Source organism: Myxococcus xanthus, from assembly GCF_006402735.1.
GTDB lineage: Bacteria > Myxococcota > Myxococcia > Myxococcales > Myxococcaceae > Myxococcus > Myxococcus xanthus_A.
Genome location: NZ_CP017174.1, coordinates 1,302,792 through 1,327,231 on the forward strand (window position 1 = coordinate 1,302,792; position 24,440 = coordinate 1,327,231).

Below are 24,440 nucleotides of genomic sequence, written 5' to 3' on the forward strand. Positions count from 1 at the left end.
AGGGCAGCCGGGCGTCCGACACGCTTCAGCGCTGGAAGTCGTAGACGCTGCCCAGGTTGAGAATCCGGGTCAGCTCATCCAGCGCCGTCATCGTCTCTCGCGCCAGCTGCGGGTCCTGCAAATCCTTGGGCCGAAGCACCTCGCGGTAGTGCCGCCGCACCCAGCCAGCCAGCGAGTCATGCAGCGCGGGCGTGTAGAAGACGTCCGCCTTGATGGCCCCGCGCTCCTCGTCCGTCAGCCACACCCGCTGGCGCAGACAGGCCGGGCCGCCACCGTTGTTCATCGACTGGCGCACGTCCAGGTAGTACACGGCCTTCACCGGCGTGTCCTCGGCCACCACGCGCTCCAGGAACTGCCGCGCCGCGGGCGTCTCCCGGCTCTCCACCGGCGCCACAATCGCCATGGTGCCGTCCGGCAGCGTCAGCACCTGGGAGTTGAACGGGTACGCCTTCACCGCGTCCTTCGTCGGCAGCTCCGCCTTCGTGGCCACCACCGCGCGGAAGTCCTGGCCCAGCTTCTCGCGCAGCACCGCCAACAGCCCCGCGTGGTCCACGAAGGCCAGCTCGTGCAGCATCAGGAACCGCTCGTTGCCCACCGCCAGCACGTCCGTGTGGAAGGCCCCCGCGTCGATGCCCTCCGGGTGCTGCTGCGGGAAGAGCACCGACTTCGCATCCAGCTGGTGCAGCCGCGCCAGCGCCTGGCTGGCTTCCAGCGTCTGCCTCGCGGGGAAGCGGCTGGGCCCCTGCACGTCCTGCCACGCGCTGCGGCCCCAGGCGAGCAGGTGGACGCCCGCGTGCCCGGGCGTGGCGAGCCGTGTGTGGTTGGCCGCGCCCTCGTCCGCGAAGTGCCCGCTGCCCGGCAGCGGCGCGTGCACGGCGAAGTGCTTCTCATTGGAGAAGATGGCGCGCAGCACCGAGTGCGTCGTCTCCGCCTCGATGGCCCGGTGGTACATCTGCGACAGGTTGGCCGGCGTCAGGTGCACCCGGCCATCCGCCGTGTCCGCGCTGGGTGCCACCGTGGCCGCGTTGGCCGTCCACATGGAGGATGCGCTGGACGTCAGTCGCAGCAGGTGCTCGGCCTCGCGCGCGGCCCGGGTGATGACCTCCTCGTCCGAGCCCGTGAAGCCCAGCGCCCTCAGCGCGTGCAGGGACGGGCGCGGCTGGGGCGGCAGCACCGCCTGTCCCACCCCCAGGGCGGACACGAAGCGCATCTTCTCCAGCCCCTGGAGGGCCGCGTCCCGGGGGTGACTGGGCTCACCGACATGGCTCTGCGACGCCAGGTTGCCGGGCGAGAGGCCGCCGTAATTGTGGGTGGGGCCAACGAGCCCGTCGAAGTTGTATTCGCGCATGGGATATTGAACGCCTCGTGGAGCGTCCACCCTTAGCAAAGCGCCTCAAGCGTTTCCTCCGCTACGTGCTCATCCGTGGCGTCTTGTTGCTCCTTCAACCTCTGCCCCTGGGCGTCGCCCGGAGCCTGGGCGCGCGCCTGGGCGCCCTGGCCTACACCCTGGCCGGAGGGGAGCGCCGCAAGGCCCTCAAGTCCCTTTCCGTGGCCTTCCCGGAAAAGTCGGACGCGGACCGGCAGGCCCTGGCCCGTGACGCCTTCCGCCACCTGGCCGCCGCCGCGCTGGAGGTGGCCTGCACGGGCGCCCTGGACGAGGCCCTGGAGCGCCTGGTCTCCTGGCCGGACGCCGACCGGCAGGTGCTGGAGGCCGCCCTGGCCCGAGGGCGCGGCGTCGTCTTCGTGTCCGGACACGTGGGGAACTGGGAGCTGCTCGCCCGCCGCGTGGCCCGCGCCGGCTACCCCAGCCAGAGCATCGCCAAGGAGACCACGGACCCCCGGCTGACGGAGCTGGTGGGCCAGTTCCGGGCGCGGGGCGGGGTGCGGAGCATCTGGCGCGGCCAGGAAGGCGCCGCCCGGGCCATGCTGCGCGCCCTGCGCAACGGCGAAATCCTCGGCATCCTCATCGACCAGGACACGAAGGTGCAGTCCCTCTTCGTGCCCTTCTTCGGGCAGCTAGCCGCCACCCCGCGCGCCGCCGCCGACCTGGCCATTCGCACGGGCGCGGCGGTGGTGACGGGTTTCTGCCACCGTGAAGGGGAAGGGTACCGCCTGTCCATGGAAGAGGTCCCGGTGCCCCAGGACACGGACCGCGAGGCGGCCGCCCTGGCCCTCACCGCCGCCCTGTCCAGCCGAATCGAAGCCGCCATCCGGCGGACGCCGGAACAGTGGGTGTGGATGCACCAGCGCTGGAAGACGCGTCCACCGGTGAGCGAGGACGTCCCACTTCCGGAGGCGGCGCCCGCATCCGCCGGGTGATAAGGAAGCCCTGTGTCTCGTCTGCTCGCCGCCAGCCTCGTCATCCTGGTGTTCGCCCCCGGTTGCAAGCCGGGCTCCGGCGAGGGTGCGTCTGGCGGCCAGCCTCCCCCGGAGGTGGTGCTGCACGGCGCGCGCCTGGAGTCCTTCGAGGGCGACCGGCTCATCCGCTCCGGCACGGCCCGGCAGGTGTCCTACCAGCGCACCACCGGCGAGGTGTGGGCCACCGACGCCACCGTCCGGATTCCGCCGGGTTCCTCTTCGGAAGGGGTTCCCCCCGGGACGGAGGGAGGCGTGGAGGTGAGCGCCCCGAATATGGAGGGGAGTCTCGCGTCCAAGCAGGTGGTGGCCTCGGGCGGTGTCATCATCCGCACCGGGAAGGGCATGGAGGCCCGCACTCCCCGGTTGACGTACGACGCCACCACGGAGCGGGCGCATGGAAACGAGGGCGTGACGGTGAAGGGACCTGACTATCGGCTGAGGGCGGACCGCTTCGAGCTGTTCTTCCCGGACGAGACGTTCAACTTCGCGGGCTCGGTGGAGTCCGTGCTGGGAGCGCCAGAGTGATTGAGTTCCTCGTGATGGCCTTCTTCGTCGCGCAGCCCGCGCCCGCGGTCGCCGCCACCCCCGCGCAGGGCACGCCTCCCGCTGCGGTGGGCTCGGCGCCCGCCTCCGGTACGGGCTCCCGCGCCCCAGGCGCGCTGGGCGGCAAGGAGCTGACGGAGCCGGTTCAAATCAACGGCGACAACGTCACCTTCCAGAAGTCGCAGGCCACCCTCACCGGCAACGTGAAGGTGAAGCACCGCACGCTGGACCTGGACTGTGACCGGATGACGGCCAACTACACCCCTCAGCGCGAAGTGACGCGCGTGGTGTGCACCGGCGGGGTGAAGGCCGTGGACGGCGACCGCATGGCCCGCGGCGAGCGCGCCGAGTACGACGTGCCCAGCGGCGTGCTGGTGGTGACGGGCTCGCCCGAGGCCCGCCAGGGCACCACGCACATGCGCGGGACGAAGGTCCGGCTGACGCTGGGCAACGAGCGGCTGGAGGTGGAGAACGCCGTCATCGTCTTCGAATCGCTGCCCTCCAACCCCACCCCGGCCAAGCGCAAGGGGCGGCAGTCCGCGCCCCGTCCGGCCCCATCCTCCGGGACGGCCCCCTCCGCCCAGGGAGGCACGGCTCGATGAGCGCGAAGCTGTTCGCGGAGGGCCTGGAGAAGAGTTTCCGCGGCCGCAAGAAGGTGGTGGCCGGCGTGTCCTTCAGCGTGGCCCCCGGGGAAGTGGTGGGCCTGCTGGGGCCCAACGGCGCGGGGAAGACGACCAGCTTCAACATGGTGGTGGGATTGGTGTCTCCGGATGCGGGACGCGTGCGCATTGGCGACGAGGACCTCACGCACCTGCCCATGCACCGCCGCGCTCGCCGGGGCGTGGGCTACCTGCCCCAGGAAGCCTCCGTCTTCCGCAAGCTCACGGTGCGCGACAACTTCCTGGCCGTGCTGGAGCTCCAGAAGGACCTGGACGCCAAGGCCCGCGAGCAGCGCGCCGACACCCTCCTGGACGAGTTCGGCCTCACGCACGTCGGGGAGTCCCTGGGGGGAGACCTTTCGGGCGGCGAGCGCCGGCGCGCCGAGATTGCCCGCAGCCTCATCCCCCAACCCCGCTTCATCCTCTTCGACGAGCCCTTCGCCGGCGTGGACCCCATCAACGTGGGCGACCTCCAGCGCCAGATCTTCCTCCTCCGCGAACGCGGACTGGGCGTCCTCATCACCGACCACAACGTCCAGGACACCCTGGGCATCTGTGATCGTGCGTACATCATCGCACAGGGGCAGATCCTGGAAGAGGGCACCCCGGCGGAGATCGCCGCGTCTCCCAAAGCCCGCGCCGTCTACCTGGGGGAACGGTTCCGCCTCCAACAAGCGCTCTAAGCACGGCTGGCCACCTGTCAGAGGAGTGCTTAGAATGGGTTGGCCCCGCTTTTGCGTCGACCTGTCAACGCGCATGTGACACCCTGAGTGGTCTTAAGCTCTTGGATTCCTTGTGGAATTCTGAGCATGCAAGCAAGGGACCCTCGTTTCGGGGCTAGACGAAGTCAGGGCTCCTTGTTACGTTGGCACGGTCTTTGATGGTGGTCCTCTGTCCAGAGGGACCGAATCAACCCGGGAGACCCCGTCTCATGGCGATGGAACTGAAACAAAGCCTGAAGCTTGCCCAGCAGCTGGTGATGACGCCGCAGCTGCAGCAAGCCATCAAGCTCCTCCAACTGTCTCGCATGGAACTGCTCGAGCAGGTCCGCGAGGAGATGGAGCAGAACCCGCTGTTGGAGCAACCAGACGAGCAAGCGCCGGGAGATGTGGGAGACAAGGAACCCGGGGAAGCCTCCCTGGAAGCGGACAACATGGAGGTGCCGCGGGACGTGGATCTGCCCGCGGCCACCAGTGACAGCGCCACGGAGTTCAAGGCGGACGGGGAGGGCCCCCCGGAAATCGACTGGGAGCAGTACCTCAACAGCTACCAGTTCAATGAGCCCACCACGGCCTCCAACAAGGGCAACGTGGCCACGGACGACATGCCGTCGTTCGAGGCCAACCTCGTCAAGAAGGAGGACCTGGTCGACCACATCCAGGAGCAGCTGGGCACGCTGCGCCTGAATGATGCCGAGCGCCGCATCGCCATGCTCATCCTGGGCAACCTGGATGACGACGGCTACCTCAAGCTGCCGGAAGTGGACGGGGATCCGCTCATCCGCCTGTCCAACGAGGCGGACGTGCCCATGCACGTCGCGGAGCGCACGCTGCGGCGCATCCAGATGCTGGATCCGCGTGGCTGCGGCGCCCGTGACTTGCAGGAGTGCCTGCTCATCCAGCTCCAGGGCATCCGGGAGCCGCACGCGCCGCTGTTGGGCCTCATCATCAAGCGGCACATGAAGTACCTGGAGAGCAAGAACCTGCCCGCCATCGCCAAGGACCTGAAGGTCACCTTGGAGGAGGTGGTGGGGGCGGTGCGGCTGCTCCCGAAGCTGGACCCGAAGCCGGGCCGCAACTTCAGCGGGGACGACGCGCAGTACATCTCTCCCGACGTGTTCGTCTACAAGATGGGGGACGACTACACGGTGGTGCTCAACGATGACGGCCTGTCCAAGCTGCGCATCTCCGGCACCTACCGGAACGCGCTGAAGACGGGCGCGGTGGGCCCGGGCCAGACGAAGGACTTCATCCAGGACAAGCTGCGCAGCGCGATGTGGCTCATCCGCTCCATCCACCAGCGGCAGCGGACCATCTACAAAGTCACCGAGAGCATCGTGAAGTTCCAGCGGGACTTCCTGGACAAGGGCATTGCCCACCTCAAGCCGCTCATCCTCCGGGACGTGGCCGAGGACATCGGCATGCACGAGTCCACGGTGAGCCGCGTCACCACCAGCAAATACGTGCACACGCCGCAGGGCATCTTCGAGCTGAAGTACTTCTTCAACTCGTCCATTGCCCGAGTCTCTGGTGAGGACACCGCGAGCGAGGCGGTGAAGCACCACATCAAGCAGTTGGTGGCGCAGGAAGACGCCCGCAACCCGTACTCGGACCAGAAAATCGTCGAGCTGCTGCGCTCGCAGGGCACCGAGATTGCCCGCCGCACGGTGGCCAAGTACCGCGAGGTGCTGGGCATCCTCCCCAGCAGCAAGCGCAAGCGGTACTACTGAGTCACGGCTGTTCGGGCGCGCCGCTTGTCGACGGCGCGCCCGGGTGGGCAGAGTGGGCGTCCCATGAGCGCCACCCTCCCTCCCGATGCCGTCGTGCACCGGCGTGACTGCGTCCCCCTCGTCGTTCCGCCCATCACGCTCGAAGGGCACGACGTCCGCCTGGAGCCGCTGCGTCCGGAGCATGCGCCGGCCCTGGCCGCGCTGTGCGAGGACGACATCTTCACCTGGTTCTCGTGCGTGCTGCGGACCGAAGCGGACGTAGCAGCCTTCATCGACAGCGCCTGCCAGGCGGCCGAGCGAGGGAGCGAGCGCCCCTTCGTCATCATCGAGCGGCGGACGGGCGCGCCGGTGGGCACCACGCGCTTCCTCGAAATCCAGCGCGACCACCGGACGCTGGAGATTGGCTACACGTGGCTGGGCCGCCGCGTGTGGCGCACGCGCATCAACACGGAGTGCAAGTACCTGCTGCTGCGGCACGCCTTCGAGTCGCTCGGCGTCATGCGGGTGCAGCTCAAGACAGACAAGCACAACGCGCGCTCGCGGGCGGCCATCGAGCGGTTGGGCGCTCGCTTCGAGGGGGTGCTGCGCCACCACAAGCTGGTGCGCGGCGGTGTGGTGCGTGACAGCGCGTACTACAGCGTCGTCGACACGGAGTGGCCGGAAGTGAAGGTTCGGCTGGAAGGGCTGCTCGCGGACGGCGGGGCGCGGGTATAGGGTGCGGCGCCGCATGAATCCCATTTTTCGTCGCAACCTTCTTCGCATCCCGGCGGGGGCCTTCGTCGCGGTGGGCCTGTTGTCGGGTTGTGGCAGCAGCCTCACTTCGGAAGCCGTGGACCTGGCGGGACTCTCCGACCGGACGCTGACGCTGTCCCAGTCGGACGTGGACATCTTCGAGGGCGTGGACGAGCCGGGCTCCCACCGCGTCACCGTTACCTTCTCGCCCGCGGCGGAAGAGGACCGGTGCACCGAGCTTCGCGAGGGCGTCACGGCCACCTTCAACGGCCAGCCGATGGCACTGGAGCGGGGTGGGGTGGACGACACCGCGGGCCGCGACGTGTGCGTGCCCACGCGGGCCTACTACGACTTCGACCCCAACGTCTGGGTGCGGCAGCCCATGGAGAACGCCCGCATCGTCCTCCAGGACGGGACGCACACCATCACCCTGGTGATGAAGAACGGAAAGGCCAAGCGCCTCTTCTCCTTCCAGGGTCCCGGCGCCGAGGACCGGCTCATGCGCGGCCAGGAGTATTCGTTCCGGTGGCTGCCCGAGGGCGAGGTCCCCAGCCGCGCCACGGCCACCCTGCTGCGCGAGGGCGGGAGCGCCACGGCCACCATCCCCACGGAGCAGGAAGAGGCGGTCGTCCGCTTCACCCTGCTGCCGACGACGCCTGTCGCCGCCCACCTGCTCACGTTGAGCGCGACCGCGTCCGGCGAGGTGCTGGAGTGCACGGGCGTCGCCACCTGCGAGGCGACGGTGTTCCACTCCGAGGAGCGGGTCGTCAACGTGCAGTAAGGGGCCGGTGAGCGGGCAGGGGAGCGGGCCCCAAGCCGCCCTTTCCCCTGCAGTCGCAGCCGCACCCCGGCCACGAGAGGCGGATGGCCCCGGAGCCTGACTCCGGCGAACAGTCCTACAAGGGGCTGGGCTGGCTCGAGGGCCGGGTGACGCTCATCACCGGTGGCGACAGTGGCATGGGCCGCGCGGTGTGCCTGGCCTTCGCGCGCGAGGGCGCGGACGTCGCGGTGTCCTTCCTCAGCGAAGGGGACGACGCCCAGCAGGTGAAGCGCGTGGTGGAGGACGCGGGGCGCAAGGCCCTGCTGCTGCCCGGTGACCTGTCGGTGGAGGCCCAGTGCCGCAAGCTGGTGGAGGACACCGCGAAGCGCTTCGGGCGCGTCGACATCCTCGTCAACAACGCCGCGTACCAGGGGGCGGCGGTGGAGCGCTTCGGGGACTTCGGTCAACGCGGAGGTGCTGGGCGTGACGGCGTGACGGGCGGGCGGCTGCTCGCGTGAGCTGACGCGGCGCGTGATGTCACCGGGCGCACGCTGGCATGGTTCCAAACAGGGGGCCATTGCCAGTGACGCGAGGTGCAGGCGGGATGTCCTCCCTCGGACGGGTGGTGTGTCCGGGAACAGGCAACCTGGTGGGGCGGGTTGCTTTCCAGGGCTGGGAAAGTTTCAGATCCGTCACGGAGCTCACCTCTCACCCTAGGAGGCAGCCACGCATGCAGTTCAACATCACCTTCCGTCAGTTCGGAGCGTCCGATTCCCTCAAGGAGTACGCACGCGAGAAGGTCGAAAGGGTGAACCGGTTGCTGGACCGAGCCGGCGAGGCCCATGTGGTCCTGTCGTTGGAACGCCACCTCCACCATGCGGACATCACCATCCACTCCGGCGCGTGGGTCCTTCGGGGCCGCGACAAGAGCGATGACATGTACGCGTCCATCGACCTGGCGATGGACAAGATCGAGCGCCAGCTGCGGCGCTACCGTGACAAGCTGAAGACGCACCATGGCCGTGAGCGAGTCCACCACCGGCAGGATTTGGTGGAGCAGCTCCGGGTCCGCCACGCCGTGTTCGAGCTCCCGGACGTGGACGAGCTGACGTCGCTGGCCGAAGCCTCCGCGAGTGAAGCCGCGCCGAAACCCGCTGTCGTCGTGCCCGCGCAGCCCGCAGCCCCGTCGCAGGCGGCGCGCGAGGTGCGTGCCACCCACCTCACCGTCAAGCCGCTCACCGTGGATGATGCGGTGATGCAGATGAACCTGATGAACAACGACTTCTACGTCTTCCACAACGTGGAGTCGGAGTCGCTGTGCATCGTCTACAGGCGCAAGGATGGCCAGTACGGCCTCATCGAGCCGCACGCCCCGGCGATCGCCGCCACGGGGACCTGAGCCGTCGCAGACCGCTGATACCGCGCGCCGTCACCCGGTGAAGTGGGGTGACGGCGTGTGACGGCGGGAAGTCCGCCGCGTCCCGGGCGCGGTCCACCATTCGAATGCCTCCGCGTGCAGGAGGGCGTCGGTGCGGGTGCCCATGGGCCCGCGGCCACGTCCCGCCGCGGGGGCGGTCCACCAGGCCGCTAACGAAGGGGGCCTGGACGCGGGTAGGGGCCACCCCGGCGAGCCCTCGACGCGATGTCGATGACAGTCGACAGGAGCAGACGCTTCATGGGAAGTCCCTACCGCCCATGGGACGGGTTTCCCTTCCGCGTCATGATGCGCAGTGAGCGCGGCGAGCGCGCATCCAGACAGGCCACCCTTGCGCTAAAGAGGGGTGAGGAGTAATTGCCGCCAACCACGAGCGCCAGCGCGGGAGCGTCAGTGAGAATCGCCGAGTTCCTCAGCCCCCAAGCCGTCATCGCGGACATGCAGTCGCGGACGAAGCCCGAAGTCCTGCGTGAACTGAGCGCCACGCTGGTACGCGCCCATCCGCTGCTGACCGCGGACCGGCTGGTGGAGGTGCTGCGCGAGCGCGAGAAGCTGGGCAGCACGGGCATCGGCGAGGGTGTGGCCATCCCCCACGGCAAGCTGCCGGGCATGGGGCAGCTCCAGGCCGCCTTCGGCGTGTCGCGCGCGGGCGTGGACTTCGAGGCCATTGACGGCAAGCCCACCCACCTGTTCTTCGCCCTGGTAGCGCCGGAGAACAGCGCGGGGGTTCACCTCAAGGCCCTGGCCCGCATCTCCCGTCTCTTCAAGAACCCGCGTTTCCGGGCCGCCATCCTCGAGGCGCCCACGGCCGCGGACATCCACGCCCTCATCGTCCAGGAAGACGCGCGGCCTTGAGCAGGCGTGCGTTCCGGGGGGAACATCCGCACCATGGACGTCGTCCTGAGACCCATCAGCGACCGCTTCTTCCACGAACACCTGCTGCCCTTCTTCCAGCGGGCCATGGGGGATGCCCCCGGCGCGCTGGAGTCCCTGCAGGAGCAACTGGGGGACGGTCAGGCGCGCATGCTGTGCGAGCGGATGCTCTCCACGGCGCTGCCCGGCGGCGTGGGCTCCGTGGACGCGGACCCCTGGGCGGACCTGGTGGACCGGCTCGTCTTCCTGCACTGGACCGAAGGCCCCGCGGGCTGGGAGGTCGGTGCGGCGGAGGCGGGCTACGCGGACGGCTGGGACGAAGCCCTGCACCTGGCGCTGATGGTGGAGGAGGCGGACTATCCCTACTGGGACGCGCGGGGCGCGCGCGACGTCCGGGACCGCTTCCGCTTCCGGCCGCGTGAGGACGTGGGCCTGGCCTCGCTGCTGGCCGGCCTGTGGGAGCCCTTCCCGGAGTTTCCGCCGGACCAGGTGTTCACCACCCAGGGCCGGGGCGAGTACTCCCCCGGGACGCGCTACGCCTTCGCGGACTGGGCCTGGCGCCCGGCGAAGAAGGTGGCGCACTGGCAGGTGAACCTTCCGCGCAAGCTGGAGCGGCTCCTGGCCCGCGAGCAGGCGCGGATGAAGCTGCCGTCGCTGCCGGAGAAGGAGGAGGTGCTGGCGTACTGGCTGGGCAAGCAGCCGCAGCCACCGCCGCTCACGGTGGCCTTCTCCGGCCTGGGGCCCCGCGCGGCCAACTGGATTCGCGAGCTGGGCGCCCTCACCGCGCACCTTCGCGGCGCGGCGCTGGCGAAGCAGGGACTGGCGGCGCTGGTGACGAAGAGCTCCGGCGTCCGAATCTAGCCCTTGGGCGCGGCCGGCCCGGGGCTCTCCAGCAGCAGCGTGACGGGGCCGTCGTTGACGAGTGCCACCTTCATGTCCGCGGCGAAGATGCCGGTGCCCACATTGAGGCCTCGCTGGCGCAACAGCTCGCAGGTGCGCTCATAGAGGGCCTTGGCGCTCACGGGCTCCATCGCGTCGATGAAGCTGGGCCTGCGCCCCTTGCGCGCGTCGCCGTAGAGCGTGAACTGGCTGACGACGATGAGCTGCCGGGACGTATCCTCCAGCGACAGGTTCATCTTCCCAGCGGCGTCCTCGAAGATGCGCAGCGTGGCCAGCTTCTCCACCATCCACGCCACGTCCGCCTCCGTGTCGCCCTTGCCCACGCCCAGCAGCACCAGCAGGCCCGGGCCGATGTCGCTCACGCGCTGGCCCTCCACCGTCACCGACGCCTCCAGCACGCGCTGCACCACCGCTCTCATCGAAGTCACCTCGTGGACAGGCGTGTCTCACCGGGGGCTCGCGTCAGTCACGCCGTTACAGTTGGAATGTCAGGTTTCTGCCTGCTGGAAGAGCGAGCGCCCAGACGTGGACTCACGCAGCCACTCACCCTTGCCCGCCTTTTGCCCCGTTCCGCATAATGGCACCTGACTTCCCCGGAGAGAGTGTGCAGGTCCATCGAGCCAGCTGCATCTTGGCCGCGTCGGCCATTATTTTCCTGTCGCTTTCTCACGCCGCGCACGCCGCGCCCGCTTCATCGGAGAAGCGCGCGGACCGCGAGGCCCTCAAGTCCGCGCTGCTGGAGGTCCTCCAGCGCGCGCCACTGAAGGCCAGCCGCATGGGCGTGCTCATGCAGAGCCTGGACGACGGCACCGTGGTGTTCAGCCACAACGCCGACGAGCTGCTCAACCCCGCCTCCAACGTGAAGCTGGTGACGTCCGCCGCCGCGCTCGCGTCGCTGGGGCCCGAGTTCCGCTACGACACCGAGTTCCTGGTGGAGCCGGAGCTGGGCGCGGACGGAAAGGTGAAGACGCTCTACGTGCGCGGCAAGGGCGACCCGTCCATGACGACGGAGCGCCTGTGGGGCATCGTCGCGGAGCTGTGGCACGCCGGCGTGCGCGACGTGGGCGAAATCGTGGTGGACGACTCGTGGTTCGACGCCGAGCGCACGCCGCCCGGCTATGACCAGGAGGACACGGACCGCGCCTACATGGCGCCCACCGGCGCGGTGAGCCTCAACTGGAACGCGGTGGCCATCTACCTGCGGCCCGGCAGCGCGCCGGGCGCCAAGGGCGTGGTGGAGATGGAGCCGCCCAGCGACTACTTCGTGGTGGAGAACCAGCTCACCACCGGGCCTCGGCGCGCGCGCCGTGTGTCCGTCACGTCGGACCCCTCGGGCCTCCAGCAGAAGATTGTCGTGCGCGGCCAGCTCCCGGGGGAGCGCGGCGGCGCCGTCAGCGTCTGGAAGAAGATCGACAACCCGCCCATGTACTTCGGCCAGTCGCTCAAGCAGATGCTGGTGACGCGCGGCGTGAAGATGAAGGGCAAGGTGAAGCTGGGCAAGACGTCCACCAAGGCCCGCATGCTGCACGTGTCGCAGTCGGATACGTTCGACGTGCTCCTCAAGCGCCTCAACAAGCTGTCCAGCAACTTCGTCGCCGAGCAGCTCCTCAAGACGATGGGAGCCGAGCTGCGCGGCTCGCCGGGCTCCTTCACCAAGGGCGTGGACGTGGTGGAGCAGTTCCTGGAGCGCGACGTGGGCATCCCTCGCGGCACCTACGTAATGAAGAACGGCAGCGGGTTGAACGACGCCAACCGCTTCTCCGCCACGCAGCTCAACCAGCTGCTGCGGCACATGGTGCAGCGCTTCCCCTTCTCGCCGGAGTACCTGTCGTCGGTGCCCATCGCGGGCAAGGACGGCACGCTCAAGTACCGCTTCGAAGGCAGTGACGCGGTGGGCCGGCTGCGCGCCAAGACGGGCACCCTGGAGAGCGTGTCCGCGCTGAGCGGCTACGTGACGAGCGCGGGTGGGGAGCGCTTCACCTTCTCCATCATGGCCAACGACTTCGCGGGCCGCGCCGGCCCCATCGTCGCGGGCCTGGACGCGCTGGGCGCGGCGGTGGCCGCCACCGGCTCCAGCCTGGGGCCGTCCACGGCGGTGGCCGCGCTGGCGGACAGCGGACGGCCCTCCGGTGCCGTGGACGACGTGGCCGCTCGAATCAAGACGTACCTGGAGCTGGGCGCGCAGCGCGACCAGCGCAACATCGGCTTCCTGCGCACCGCGTGGCGCAGCGAGAGAGATCCGGCCGTGCGCGCGGTGCTGGCGGAGAGCCTCTACCAGTCCAACCCGCACGACTACCTGGGCGCGCGCACGCTGCTGGACAGCTATTCGGCCACCGCCGAAGTGTATGGCCGGCTGAAGGACGTGGCGCGGGTGCTGTCCGTGGAGGTGCCGGGCGTCAGCAGCATGGTGGAGCTGGCGGCGGGCGGAAACGCGGAGGCGCTGGCCCGAGTGCTGGAGCTGGCGGGCGCGGCGGGCACGGACACGCAGGCCCAGACGGAGATGGCCGAGGCCCTGGGCGAGGTGGCTCGCACCGCGCCGGAGGAGCTGGTGGTGGCGCTTCGGGCCGCCAGCGCCGGTGACAGGGACGCGTGCACCACGCTGCTGGCGCGGGCGCTGGTGCAGGCGGGGCAGGCGGACCACCCCTTCTGGAAGTCACTGCGCCGCACGCTGGGCGCGTCGGATCCGCGGCTGGCGTCCTTCGCCAAGGGGCTGGACTCCACGCTGTCGCAGAAGGTGGCGGAGGCCAAGGCCCCGGCGAAGACGCCGGAGGGCTTCACCCCCGTGCAGATGGTGGCGCCCGCGGGCAACGCGCCGGAGTCCTCCACCGCCGACAACCGCCCGGGCGGGTAGGCCGGAATCCGCTGTATTTCTCGCGAGTTCCCTCCGGCCGGGCATGCCTCCCTGGCCGGGTGGCAGACGGGCGTACGACACCCAGGAAGAAGGCGGCTTTCTGGCTGGGTGTCAGTACCCACTGCTATAGGTGGGAATCAAACCCGGCGGGTGCGTCCGGGGTGTAACCGGTCCTTGGTGGACCGGTTCTCGTGAGAAAGGAATGCAGTCATGGCTGGAGGCGTGAACAAGGTCATCCTCATCGGCAACCTCGGGGCGGACCCGGAGGTCCGGTTCACTCCCGGCGGTCAGGCGGTGGCGAACTTCCGCATCGCCACCAGCGAGAGCTGGGTCGACAAGAATGGCCAGAAGCAGGAGCGGACCGAGTGGCACCGCATCGTCGTCTGGGGAAAGCTCGCGGAGCTCTGCGGCGAGTACCTGAAGAAGGGACGGCAGTGCTACGTCGAGGGCCGCCTGCAGACGCGCGAGTGGACGGACAAGGAGAACCGGAAGAACTACACCACCGAGGTGGTGGCCAACGCCGTGACGTTCCTCGGCGGTGGGGGCCGTGACGCCGGAGACGGCATGGGTGGTGGCGGTGGCGGGGGCGGGGGCGGTGGACGCCGGCAGTTCTCCCAGCCGCGCGGGGGAGACAACAATGACTATGGTCAGCCGCCTCCGGACGACATGGGCGGTGGCCATGGCGGCGGCAACGGCGACGACGACATCCCCTTCTAGGCCCGGCTGAAGCCAGCGGACCCCTGGAAATGAAACCGGCCGCTCCCCGGAAGTCTCGGGGGCGGCCGGTGTGCTTCGTGCGCCTGGACTGCCAGGCCCGGGAGCGCCGGGCCCGGTCCGCGTCACGGAGGGGTGGCACCCACGGGGCTGAAGGCGGCGCCCGCGGTGTAGAGCGCGTAGATGACCGCCCAGCTCATCGCCGTCAGGACCAGGAAGAGGATGATGACCACCGGCTCGAACTTGCGCATGGAGCGCTCGCTGGAGAGCAGACCCCAGCCCATGGCGAAGCCCTGGAGGCCGTTGGCCAGGTGGTACGAGGTGCCCAGCGTGCCCAGCAGGTAGACGAACAGGGTGGGCGCGTGGTGGTGCATCTCCCGGGCGATGTCATCGAACGCCTCCGGGTGTCCCAGCACCAGCCGCGGGTAGAGGAAGGCGAGCCAGATGTGGGCGCCCAGGAAGGCCAGCACGCCCACCGCGGTGATGCGCTGGAGGATGTACTTGAGGTTGCCGTAGTTGTTGTAGCGGACGTTGTTCGGCTTGAAGCTGAACAGGCGCACCAGCCCCCAGCCGGTGTGCATCAGCAGCGGCAGCAGGACGATGATGAACGTGAAGACCTGGGAGAACGGGTTGGCGTACGTCGTCACCGACTTCTGCCAGGCGTCCGCGCCGTTGAAGGCGGAGAGGTTGTCCCACAGGTGGTTGACGACCCAGATGGACAGGGGAACCACCGCGAGGAACGAGCCCAGGCGGGACTTGAGGAGCGGTGTCTTCGTCTCTACTGCGGCAGCGGCTTGGGTGCTCATCGAATCTCCAGCGGCGGCGCGCGGGCGTCTTGCCGCGTCCACGGTCGAGGGCAGGTGACAGTCGGACGGCGGTTTATAGCCGTTCCAGCGCCGGGGCTGGATTTCTTCCGCACCCCGGCATGCCAGCACACCCACACGGAGGCATAAGGCTGACCTTATGCGTCACCCCGGGCCCCGCTGCTGCCCGCCTGCCGGGCGCCGGGGCTCCCGCCTTCTGTCGTTGGCGGGCAATGCGGGCTCGGGCACGCTAGTTGCCATCGATATGTCCGACGAGCTTGTCAGTGGAATGTTGAAGAACACGGACCTGCGCGTGGTGCTCGCCACCACGACGGAGCTGTCGCGCCAGGCGCGTGCCACCCATGGCACCGCGCCCGCCGCCGCCGTGCTCCTGTCGCAGGCCCTCACCGCCGCCGCCCTGATGGGGGCCCTGCAGAAGGGCGACTCCCGCATCAACATCCAGGTGGAGTGTGACGGCCCCTTGCGGGGCCTCTTCGTGGATGGGGACACGTCCGGGCTCGTCCGCGGGTACGTGAAGAACGTCTACGTGGAGTACTCCGGGAGCGACGGGCACTACCATTGGCGCCCCGTGCTGGGGAACAAGGGCTTCCTGTCCGTGCTGCGGGATTTGGGCGGCGGCGAGTACTACCGCTCCTCGGTGGAGCTGGAGGCCTTCGACCTGGCGGCCGACCTGGAGCGCTACTTCCGTCAGTCGGATCAGCTCCCGTCACACGTGCTGCTGGCGCAGCTGCCGGAAGGCGGGGACGCGGAGCCGCTGGGCCGCGTCGCCGGCCTGCTCGTCCAGCCGCTTCCCAGCGCGGACATGGAGGCCTTCGCGGCGCTGGGTGAGCGGCTGCGCCGTGACTTCGCGCCCGCGCTCCAGGCGCACGGCGAGGCGGGGGCGACGGCCGTGCTGCGTGCGCTGCTGCCGGAGCCCGACTTCGAGGTCATGTCGCGTTACCCGCTGCGCTTCGGTTGTTCGTGCAGCAAGGACCGTGTGCTGCGCGCGCTCCTGGCCATGGGACGTGAGGAATTGACGGACCTGCTGGAGAAGGAAGGGCAGGCGGAGGCGACGTGCCAGTTCTGCACGACGCGCTATGTCATTCCTGGAGACGAAATCCGCGGCATGTTGGAGCGCGGCGCCATTTGACTTGCACGAGGCGCGACGGTACTTGCCGCGCGCCATGAGCTACTTCACGCAGTTGCTTGAGGGCGGCTACGAAGCCGTCCACCTGTTGAGTGATTCCAAGACGGGCCTGCGTGCCATCGTGGGCATGCACAACACGCGGCTCGGCCCGGGGTTGGGCGGCACCCGCGCGCTGTCCACCTACACCAGCGAGGAGGAAGCCGTCGCGGACGCGCTCCGTCTGGCGCGCGGAATGACATACAAGGCCGCGCTCGCGGGGCTGCCCCACGGCGGTGGCAAGGCGGTCATCATGCTGCCGCGCGGTGACTTCGACCGTGAAAGGATTTTCGAGTCCTTCGGTCGCGCGGTGGAGTCCCTGGGCGGGCGCTACATCACCACCGAGGACAGTGGCACCAGCCCCGACGACATGGAGCACGTGCGCCGCCACACGAAGTATGTCGTTGGCCTGAAGGAGCGCAGCGGAGACCCGTCGCCGGTGACGGCGTACGGCGTGGCGCGCGCCATGGAAGCCACGGCGAAGCACGTCTTCGGCAGCCCGGACCTGAAGGGCTTGCGCGTCACCGTGCTGGGCGTGGGGCACGTGGGCATGTACCTGGTGAAGGAGCTGCACCAGCGCGGCGCCAAGGTGTGGGTGAGCGACATCAACCCCGCCAGCGTGCAGCACGCCGTGACGCAGTACGGCGCCACGGCGGTGGACGCCGACGCACTGCATCGAATGGAGGCGGACATCTACGCCCCCTGTGCGCTGGGCGGCGCCATCAACGACACCACCCTGTCGCTGCTGAACGTGAAGGCGGTGTGCGGCGCGGCCAACAACCAGCTGCTCACGTCGCGTCACGGCGAGCAGCTGGCCCGGCGCGGCATCCTCTACGTGCCCGACTACGCGGCCAATGCCGGCGGCCTCATCAACGTGGCCCAGGAGTGGGCGGGATATGACCGGGACAAGGCGTACTCCCGCGCCTCCCTCATCTTCGACACCATCGACACGGTGCTGGCCCGCGCGAAGGAATCCGGCCTGCGCCCCGAGCAGGTGGCGGACCGGATTGTCGAGGAGCGGCTGGCCGGCTGAGCGCTCACGCACGCAGTGCGTGTGTTGCCGCGAGACAAAGGCGACGTCTGGGGTGTGGCCGGATGTGGCCACCGTGCGGTCCTCGGAGTATGACGGGGCCGCACACACACCCCAGCCGGAGTTCAGCGCCGTGGCGACCAAGCGGCAGAGCAAGCCCACCGAGAAGGCCTCTTCGAAGAAGTCCCCCACGTCGAAGTCGTCGCGGACGCAGGCGGAGAAGCTCGTCTCCATTCCCGAAGACCTCGTGCTGGCGCCCCAGGTGGAGGCGCCGCGCCAGCCGACGGGGAAGGACCAGTCCCGGGGCCGCTCCGCGTCCAGCGGCGTGAAGGAGCTGACCTGGAAGGAGTTCGACCGCGCGGTCCAGCAACTGGCGGGTTCCATCCAGGAGACCTTTGAACCCCAGGTGGTCGTCGGCGTGGCCCACGGCGGCGTCTTCGTGGGCGGCGCGCTGGCGGGGGCGCTCGGTTGTCCGTTCTTCCCCGTGCGCATCAGTCGCCGCAGCAGGGACCGGGGCAGCTCCACGCCTCGCACCTCGAAAACGCCGCAGCTCGCTGGGGAGATGCCCGCGGAGCTGAAGGGCCGTCGCGTGTTGATTGTGGACGACGTGGCCTCCAGCGGTGACACGTTGGAGCTGGCCACCGCCCTGGCGCGCGAGGCGGGCGCGAAGAAGGTGGCCACCGCGTGCCTGATGACCAAGCCTGGTGGCTTCTCGCCGGACTACTCCGCGCTCTCCAGCGCCTCGCTCATGGTCTTCCCCTGGGACTACGAGCCTTCCACCGGCGACGCGCGCTTCGACGAGGACCCGGACAAGGCTGGCGCATGAGCCTTGGCGCGGTGACGCCATGATTGTCGGGACGGCGGGCCACATCGACCATGGCAAGACGTCCCTGGTGAAGGTGCTCACCGGCATCGACACCGACCGGCTCAAGGAAGAGAAGCGCCGCGGCATCACCCTGGAGCTGGGTTTCGCCCACCTGACGCTGGATGACGGCACCGTGGCCGGCGTGGTGGATGTTCCGGGCCACGAGCGCTTCGTGAAGGCCATGGCCGCCGGCGCCGGCGGCGTGGACATGGTGGTGCTGGTGGTGGCCGCGGACGAGGGCGTGATGCCCCAGACGCGCGAGCACCTGGACATCTGCCGGCTGCTGGGCGTGCGGGCCGGCGTCATCGCCCTCACCAAGTCGGACACGCTGGCGGAGCTGGGCCCGGAGTGGCGCGCGCTGGTGGAGGCCGACCTGGCCGCGCTCACCGTGGGGACCTTCCTGGAGTCGGTGCCCGTGGTGGCTTGCTCCGCCAGAACGGGGGAAGGGTTGGACGCGCTGCGCGCCGCGCTCACCCGGGCCGCGGAGGCGCTGCCCGAGCGGCCTTCGGAGGGGCCCGCCTTCCTGCCGGTGGATCGCGTGTTCACCATCAAGGGCTTTGGCACGGTGGTGACGGGCACGCTGCTGTCGGGAGCGCTGTCGGTGGATGACGCGGTATCGCTTCTGCCCGGACTGCCCGGTCCGCTGCGCGTGCGCGGGGTGCAGCGGCATGGCGACGCGGTGTCCGCCGTGGAGGCGGGACAGCGCGCGGCGGTGAACCTCACCGGCGTGGAGCCGGAGGCGTTGCACCGGGGCATGGTGCTGGTGCGCGCGGGCGAGCTGTCGGAGACGCGCATGCTCGACGTCGAGTTGACGCTGCTGCCCGCGGCTCCGTCCCCGTTGCCTCGTCGCTCGAAGCTGCTGCTGCACCTGGGCACCGCGCAGGTGGAGGCCACGGTGGCGCTGTTGGATGTGGAGCGACTGGAGCCCGGCGAGACGACGCTGGCGCAGCTGCGCCTGGGCACCTCCGTGGGTGCGTTGGTGGGCCAGCGCTTCATCCTGCGCGGCGCGCGAGCCCTTCCGGGACGAGGCGCCACGGTGGCGGGAGGCCGCATCCTGTCCATCTCCCCGCCGAAGCGGCGCAAAGGCGGCGCGTCGGCGGTGGTGCCCCTGCTGGAGGCGGACCCGGCGGGGCAGGTGGCCTGGCTGCTACGGCAGGCGGGCTATCGCGGGCTGACGCAGCCGGAGCTGTTCGGCCGCTCGGCGCTAGGGCCTCGGGTCCTCACGCGCGCGCTGGAGTTGTTGGGCGCGCGGGGCGGCGCGCTCCTCATCGACCGGGAGCGGCGGCTGTACCTCTCCGGCGATGTCTTCGAGGCGTTGCAGGGCCGCGCCCTGTCGCTGCTGGCCACCTTCCATGAGCGCGAGCCCCTGCGCGAAGGCCTGTCCCGCGAGGAGCTGCGGCGGCGGCTGTCCTCCGCGCTGGACGCGCGGGCGTTTCTGCGGGTGTTGCAGGTCCTGGTGGAAGGAGGCCGGGTGGAGTTGGAGCGGGACGTGGTGCGCCTCAAGGGGCGCGGCCGCACGTTGAGCCTGGGGGACACCGCCGCTCGGGCGCGGCTGGCGGCAGAGCTGTCCGCCGCGGCCCTGGCGCCTCCCTCGCTTCCCGAACTGGAGCAGAAGCTCCAGCTTCCCGCCTCCCGGCTGCGTGAGCTGTTGGGCGTCATGGTGGTGGAGGGGGCGGCGGTGCGCGTCTCGGAGGGCTTGTGGTTCGCGGCCGGGGCGCTGGCGTCCCTGCGCGAGCGCCTGGTTGCCCACCTGCGCGAGAAGAAGGAGATTACCACCCAGGATTTCAAGGAGATGGTGGGGCAAAGCCGCAAGTTCGTCATCCCCTTGTCCGAATACTTCGACCGGGAGAAGGTCACGCTCCGGGTAGGAGAGAAGCGGGTGCTGCGTCGCGGATGAGTACCAAGCGCTACAGCGAGGCGGAGCTTCGCGCCCTCATCGACACCTTCCGCAACCCCATGCTGGCGGTGGTGGATGGAGGGGTGCTCGTGGCCAATGACGCGTATGTCGCGTTGCTCGGCCTGCAACGCGCCCAGGTGGAGGGCCGCTCCGTCATGGACTTCATCCAGCCAGAGGACCGCAGCCGCGTGGTCGAGCGCTACTGGCGGGTGGAGGCCGGTGCGCCGCTCCATGAAGGCTCCCAGCTCTTCCAGGTCCCCTGCGCGGATGGCGTGGCGCGCGAGGTGGCCGTCACCGCGTCCCGCTTCGTGTTGGAGCGCGGGGGAGGGGGCCTGCTGCTCAACTGCGTGCCCATGGAGAACCGGCCGCCGGAGATGTCGGTGGCCGAGCGGCTGGTGGAGACGTCCGCGGGGCTGGTGTCCGCGCACTCGGAGAACGCCGTCCGCCGCGTCGCCTTGAAGGGACTGGAGGCCGCGGGCTTCCGGGCCCGGTTGCTGCGCTGGGAGGGCGAGGGCTTGCTGTCCCGGGACGGGGAGCCACTGCCGGAGGATGCGCGCCTGGGGCTGGAATCGCTCGCGGACGGGCGCCCCGTCTTCGGCGGCGCGGACCAGGCCGCTCCCAGCCACGTCTACCTGCCCGTGGGCGGCCCCCAGGCCGAGGTGCTGTGGGTGGAGGGCCAGTGGGTGGCGCCGCATCACGGCTCGGTGTTGATGCTCTTCGCCAAGGTGGTGGGCGCCGCGCTGGCGGACGCGCGCGTGCAGGCGGAGAGCGCGCGCAGTCGCTGGGAGATGGAAGCGGTGGCGCAGGTGGCGCGCTTCGTCGCGCAGCCGTCTCCACCCACGCAGGAGGACTTCCTGGAGCGCGTCGCGTCGCTGCTCCAGGCGGACGCCGCTGCGCTGCATCTCTCGACGCCTCCCGAAGTCACGCTGACGCTGTCCTCCCACGTGGGCTTTCAGGACACGGCGGACGCGCGCCGGCTCACAGGTGTTCTGTCGTGTGGCGCGGAGGGCGCGCTGTCCTCGTCCGCGGACGAGGCTCCACTGGCGGAGCAGTCCGGAGGGCGGTTGGGGGCGGGCGCGGCGGTGTGTCTGATTCGCGGCGGCGAGGTGTGCGGGATGCTCCAGGTGCTGCGCGCGCCGGGGAGGCCCTTCGACGAACGGGACCTGCGCCTGCTGGGCACGCTGTCTGAGTTGCTGGTGACGCTGCTGGAGCAGCGCCGGCTGCGGGCCGAGTCCTCGCGCCAGTTGGCCGAGACGCGCCTCTTGCTGGACCTGGCACGCACCACGTCCGGCGTGCTGGAGACGTCGAGCATCCTGGACGTGGCCGCCGACTTCCTCGTCCGCCTGCTGGACGTGTCCAACTGCTACATCCTGCTGTACGACGAGGGCGCCCGGCTGCTGCGCGGCGCCGCGGCCTCCATCGCGCACCGCGACTACTTCCGCACGGTGGTGCTGCCCCTCCATGGAGACGGCCTGGCGGCGCGCGTGGCGCGTGAGCGCAGGCCCATCGCGGTGGAGGACGTGTCCGCCGCGGACGGAGGCTTCAACCCGGAGCTCGCGCACCGCTTCGACGAGAAGGCACTGCTGGCGCTGCCGCTCACCTCGCGCGAGGAGCTCATCGGCGTGGTGGTGGTGGACGACACGCGGGGCCCGCGCGCCTTCGGTCCGGAGCTCATCGAGCTGGCGGAGGCCACGTGTGGCCAACTGGCGTTGTCCATCGCCAACGCGCGCCTGTACGAGTCACTGTGGGCCAGCTACGCGGAGCTGGCCGCCACGCGCGCGGAGATGGTGAAGCGCGAGCGGCTGGCCGCGCTGGGCGAGCTGTCCGCGATTGTCGCCCACGAGGTGCGCAACCCGCTGGGCGTCATCTTCAACGCGGTGGCCTCGCTGCGCCGGCTGTTGGTGCCGGGCGGCGACGCGGCCATGTTGCTGGACATCCTGGGGGAGGAGAGCGACCGGCTCAATCGCATCGTCGGCGACCTGCTGGACTACACGCGTCCCAGGGACCCGGTGCTCCAGCAGGAGGACCTGGGACGCGTGCTCCAGGATTCGCTGGAGGCCGCGCGGATGCAGGGCGGCGGCGCGGACCGCTCCATCCGCATCCAATCCGACGTGGAGCCCGGCCTGCCGCCGGTACCCATGGACCGTCGCCTCATCCGACAGGCGCTGGTCAACGTGGCGGTCAACGCCATCCAGTCCATGCCGCAGGGTGGACTCGTGCAGGTTCGCGCGCGCCGTGAAGCCCACGCGGGGCGCGAGCAGCTGCGCATCGACGTGGTGGACCAGGGCCCGGGCATCCCCGCCGAGCTGCTCCACCGCGTCTTCGAGCCGTTCTTCACCACCAAGGCCCAGGGCACCGGCCTGGGGCTGGCCGTCGTCAGGCGCATCCTCGAGGAGCACCGGGGCGAAATCGCCGTGGACAGCATCCCGGGGCGCGGTACCACCTTCACCTTCCGGCTGCCGTTCTCGCAGCCTCCGTCCTTCCCATGACCGACGCGAACACTCCGCCGACCCGAGGAAGGCTCCTCGTCGTGGACGACCAGCGCAACATGCGCGCCACCACCGCCCTGTTGCTGCGGGCGGAGAACTACACCGTCTTCGAGGCCGCCACCGGCGAGGAGGCCCTGGCCCAGCTCGCCAGCGGCAGCATCGACCTGCTGCTGACGGACCTGAAGATGGAGCCCATGGACGGGCTCACGCTCCTGCGGCGCGCGCTGGAGGTGGCACCCCGGCTCCAGGTCATCATGATGACGGCCTTCGGCTCCATCGAGAGCGCCGTGGAGGCCATGCGCCTGGGGGCCTACGACTACGTCACCAAGCCCTTCAAGGAGAGCGAGCTGCGCTACCGCGTGGAGCGCGCCCTGGAGCGCGCGCGCCTGCTGCGCGACGTGGACAACCTCACCACCGACTTCAACCAGCGCCACGGCTTGTCCGCCCTGGTGGGGCGCAGCTCCGCCATGCGCGAGCTCACCACGCGGCTGATGCGCGTGGCGCAGAGCGACGCCACCGTCCTCATCCAGGGCGAGAGCGGCACGGGCAAGGAGCTGGTGGCGCGCGCGCTCCATGCGCACAGCCGCCGCAAGGCCCGCTCCTTCGTGCCCGTCAACTGCGCGGCCATCAGCGAGTCATTGCTGGAGAGTGAGCTGTTCGGCCACGCCAAGGGCGCCTTCACCGGCGCGGTGAAGTCCCGCCGGGGCCTCTTCGAGGAGGCGGACGGCGGCACGCTCTTCATCGACGAGGTGACGGAGACCAGCCCCACCTTCCAGTCCAAGCTGCTGCGCGCGCTGCAAGAGGGAGAGGTCCGCCGCGTCGGTGAGTCCACCGCGCTGCGCGTGGATGTGCGCATCGTCGCCGCCACCAACCGGGACATCGAGCTGGAGGTGCGCGACAAGCGCTTCCGGCAGGACCTCTACTACCGCCTCAACGTGGTGGCCCTCCGCGTGCCGCCATTGCGCGAGCGCCTGGAGGACGTGCCCGCGCTGGCGGAGCACTTCCTGGAGCGGGCCAATGCCCGCAGCCCCAACCCCAAGCGCCTGTCCGCCGCCGCCGTGGCACACCTGATGAGCTACGGCTTCCCCGGCAACGTGCGCGAGCTGGAGAACCTGGTGGAGCAGGCCGCAGCGCTCGCGGAGGGCGATGAGCTGCTGCCCGAGGACTTCCCCGTGCGGCAGGGCCGCATGACGCCGGCCCATGGCACCCCCAGCGTCGCCTTCCTGGACGGGCAGGGCGGGGCGCTCGGGCGCAACGCCAGCGCGGGGCCCACGCTGGCCCAGGTGGTGGAGGAGGCGGAGCGCCACGCCATCACCCAAGCCCTGGAGCGGCACGGGGTGGACCTGGCGCGCGTCGCCGATGAACTCGGCGTTTCCTCCACCACCCTCTGGCGGAAGATGAAGCGGCTCAACCTGCGTCCGCCCAGCGAACTGGCCCGGGAATAGCCCTGGAGTCGGGGGAAGGCTCACCCATGTAACTTTCCCGCGGCCATGGATTCAGATCCGAAATGGACGGGTTCATAGGTGAAAAAGGCAAGTGTCTGAATTTACTCGTCTTTTTCACTTCTGAAACTCCATTGCAGCCATGAAATGGAGCGGTGGGGCAGGGGGAGCGTCAGTTAGTTCTTCAAGTGCTTGAGAAAACTAGAGTTTCTCCCCGCGAGGCGGCTGGCACGGCGACTGCTAAAGGAACACGCGGGACACATCGAAGCGAGGCTGAAGGCGGTTCCCCCCCACCCCTTCAGCACTTCCGGTGAGTCACCTTGAGAAGACCCGCGGCCCGGCACCTCTTTGGGGTGTCGGGCCGCCTTCTTTTCCGCGTCTGTAAGCCGAGCCAGTTCGCGACGAAGGGAAGCGCAGGTGGGTTCAACTGAATCTCAGTGGGTGCTGCGTCCTGGCC

The 24,440-nt window shown here is 69.7% G+C and carries 22 protein-coding genes; 19 read left to right on the forward strand and 3 right to left on the reverse strand.

The window, feature by feature from the left end; translation table 11 throughout:
* Positions 1-25 precede the first annotated feature (25 nt).
* Positions 26-1,348 (reverse strand): N-succinylarginine dihydrolase, encoded by a 1,323-nt coding sequence (gene astB, locus BHS09_RS05550; RefSeq protein ID WP_140797385.1) that lies wholly within the window; start codon positions 1,346-1,348, stop codon positions 26-28.
* Positions 1,349-1,365: 17 nt separating this feature from the next.
* Here astB and BHS09_RS05555 point away from each other — a divergent pair, with 17 nt between their 5' ends.
* The 11 genes from BHS09_RS05555 (at position 1,366) to BHS09_RS05605 (ending at position 10,670) form a co-directional block, all read left to right on the forward strand.
* Positions 1,366-2,319, forward strand: a complete 954-nt coding sequence (locus BHS09_RS05555) for a lysophospholipid acyltransferase family protein (protein ID WP_140787922.1) — start codon at positions 1,366-1,368, stop codon at positions 2,317-2,319.
* A 12-nt stretch (positions 2,320-2,331) separates the two neighbouring features.
* Positions 2,332-2,883 carry an LptA/OstA family protein gene (locus BHS09_RS05560; RefSeq protein ID WP_140787924.1) on the forward strand — a complete coding sequence of 184 codons (552 nt, stop codon included), beginning with the start codon at positions 2,332-2,334 and terminating at the stop codon, positions 2,881-2,883.
* The gene (locus tag BHS09_RS05565; protein WP_140787926.1) at positions 2,880-3,503 is read left to right on the forward strand and encodes an LptA/OstA family protein; all 624 of its coding nucleotides are present in this window, start codon (positions 2,880-2,882) and stop codon (positions 3,501-3,503) included. Before BHS09_RS05560 ends, BHS09_RS05565 begins: the two co-directional genes overlap by 4 nt.
* Positions 3,500-4,243 carry an LPS export ABC transporter ATP-binding protein gene (lptB, locus tag BHS09_RS05570; RefSeq protein ID WP_140787927.1) on the forward strand — a complete coding sequence of 248 codons (744 nt, stop codon included), beginning with the start codon at positions 3,500-3,502 and terminating at the stop codon, positions 4,241-4,243. The genes BHS09_RS05565 and lptB overlap by 4 nt, the downstream gene beginning before the upstream one ends.
* Before the next feature lie 248 nt (positions 4,244-4,491).
* The gene (gene rpoN, locus BHS09_RS05575) at positions 4,492-6,009 is read left to right on the forward strand and encodes an RNA polymerase factor sigma-54 (RefSeq protein WP_140787928.1); all 1,518 of its coding nucleotides are present in this window, start codon (positions 4,492-4,494) and stop codon (positions 6,007-6,009) included.
* Positions 6,010-6,072: 63 nt separating this feature from the next.
* Complete coding sequence (locus tag BHS09_RS05580) at positions 6,073-6,723, forward strand: GNAT family N-acetyltransferase (RefSeq protein WP_140787930.1); 651 nt, start codon at positions 6,073-6,075, stop codon at positions 6,721-6,723.
* Positions 6,724-6,736: 13 nt separating this feature from the next.
* Complete coding sequence (locus BHS09_RS05585; protein ID WP_140787932.1) at positions 6,737-7,522, forward strand: hypothetical protein; 786 nt, start codon at positions 6,737-6,739, stop codon at positions 7,520-7,522.
* 83 nt (positions 7,523-7,605) lie between these two features.
* Complete coding sequence (locus BHS09_RS05590) at positions 7,606-8,019, forward strand: SDR family NAD(P)-dependent oxidoreductase (RefSeq protein ID WP_335929010.1); 414 nt, start codon at positions 7,606-7,608, stop codon at positions 8,017-8,019.
* 212 nt (positions 8,020-8,231) lie between these two features.
* The gene (hpf, locus tag BHS09_RS05595; RefSeq protein ID WP_140787934.1) at positions 8,232-8,900 is read left to right on the forward strand and encodes a ribosome hibernation-promoting factor, HPF/YfiA family; all 669 of its coding nucleotides are present in this window, start codon (positions 8,232-8,234) and stop codon (positions 8,898-8,900) included.
* A gap of 429 nt (positions 8,901-9,329) precedes the next feature.
* Positions 9,330-9,791, forward strand: a complete 462-nt coding sequence (locus tag BHS09_RS05600; protein ID WP_090485059.1) for a PTS sugar transporter subunit IIA — start codon at positions 9,330-9,332, stop codon at positions 9,789-9,791.
* A gap of 33 nt (positions 9,792-9,824) precedes the next feature.
* Positions 9,825-10,670: a hypothetical protein gene (locus tag BHS09_RS05605; protein ID WP_140787935.1), complete on the forward strand. Its 846-nt coding sequence runs from the start codon at positions 9,825-9,827 to the stop codon at positions 10,668-10,670.
* Here the strand turns inward: BHS09_RS05605 and dtd are convergent.
* Positions 10,667-11,128, reverse strand: coding sequence for a D-aminoacyl-tRNA deacylase (gene dtd / locus BHS09_RS05610; RefSeq protein WP_140787937.1), 462 nt, complete (start codon positions 11,126-11,128; stop codon positions 10,667-10,669). The two genes, BHS09_RS05605 and dtd, sit on opposite strands and share 4 nt — an antisense overlap.
* A gap of 185 nt (positions 11,129-11,313) precedes the next feature.
* Here dtd and dacB point away from each other — a divergent pair, with 185 nt between their 5' ends.
* Together dacB and BHS09_RS05620 are read left to right on the forward strand one after the other, a co-directional pair.
* Positions 11,314-13,560 (forward strand): D-alanyl-D-alanine carboxypeptidase/D-alanyl-D-alanine endopeptidase, encoded by a 2,247-nt coding sequence (dacB, locus tag BHS09_RS05615; protein ID WP_140787939.1) that lies wholly within the window; start codon positions 11,314-11,316, stop codon positions 13,558-13,560.
* A 210-nt stretch (positions 13,561-13,770) separates the two neighbouring features.
* Positions 13,771-14,277: a single-stranded DNA-binding protein gene (locus BHS09_RS05620; protein ID WP_140787940.1), complete on the forward strand. Its 507-nt coding sequence runs from the start codon at positions 13,771-13,773 to the stop codon at positions 14,275-14,277.
* Positions 14,278-14,399: 122 nt separating this feature from the next.
* Here the strand turns inward: BHS09_RS05620 and BHS09_RS05625 are convergent, their stop codons facing one another.
* On the reverse strand, positions 14,400-15,080 hold the full coding sequence (locus tag BHS09_RS05625; protein ID WP_140787942.1) for a succinate dehydrogenase/fumarate reductase transmembrane subunit: 681 nt from the start codon (positions 15,078-15,080) through the stop codon (positions 14,400-14,402).
* A 262-nt stretch (positions 15,081-15,342) separates the two neighbouring features.
* On the opposite strand from BHS09_RS05625, the gene hslO reads away from it, so the two are divergent.
* From hslO to BHS09_RS05655, 6 genes are all read left to right on the forward strand, one after another.
* Positions 15,343-16,227: an Hsp33 family molecular chaperone HslO gene (hslO, locus tag BHS09_RS05630; protein ID WP_140797386.1), complete on the forward strand. Its 885-nt coding sequence runs from the start codon at positions 15,343-15,345 to the stop codon at positions 16,225-16,227.
* Positions 16,228-16,249: 22 nt separating this feature from the next.
* On the forward strand, positions 16,250-17,293 hold the full coding sequence (locus tag BHS09_RS05635) for a Leu/Phe/Val dehydrogenase (RefSeq protein ID WP_237080200.1): 1,044 nt from the start codon (positions 16,250-16,252) through the stop codon (positions 17,291-17,293).
* 130 nt (positions 17,294-17,423) lie between these two features.
* A complete protein-coding gene (locus BHS09_RS05640; protein ID WP_140797387.1) occupies positions 17,424-18,116 on the forward strand; it encodes a phosphoribosyltransferase in 693 nt (230 codons plus the stop codon).
* A 19-nt stretch (positions 18,117-18,135) separates the two neighbouring features.
* Complete coding sequence (gene selB / locus BHS09_RS05645; protein WP_140797388.1) at positions 18,136-20,052, forward strand: selenocysteine-specific translation elongation factor; 1,917 nt, start codon at positions 18,136-18,138, stop codon at positions 20,050-20,052.
* Positions 20,049-22,541 carry an ATP-binding protein gene (locus tag BHS09_RS05650; RefSeq protein WP_140797389.1) on the forward strand — a complete coding sequence of 831 codons (2,493 nt, stop codon included), beginning with the start codon at positions 20,049-20,051 and terminating at the stop codon, positions 22,539-22,541. The genes selB and BHS09_RS05650 overlap by 4 nt, the downstream gene beginning before the upstream one ends.
* Entirely contained in the window at positions 22,538-23,986 is a 1,449-nt protein-coding gene (locus BHS09_RS05655) for a sigma-54-dependent transcriptional regulator (protein ID WP_174258657.1), read from the forward strand. The genes BHS09_RS05650 and BHS09_RS05655 overlap by 4 nt, the downstream gene beginning before the upstream one ends.
* The last annotated feature ends 454 nt before the right edge of the window (positions 23,987-24,440 follow it).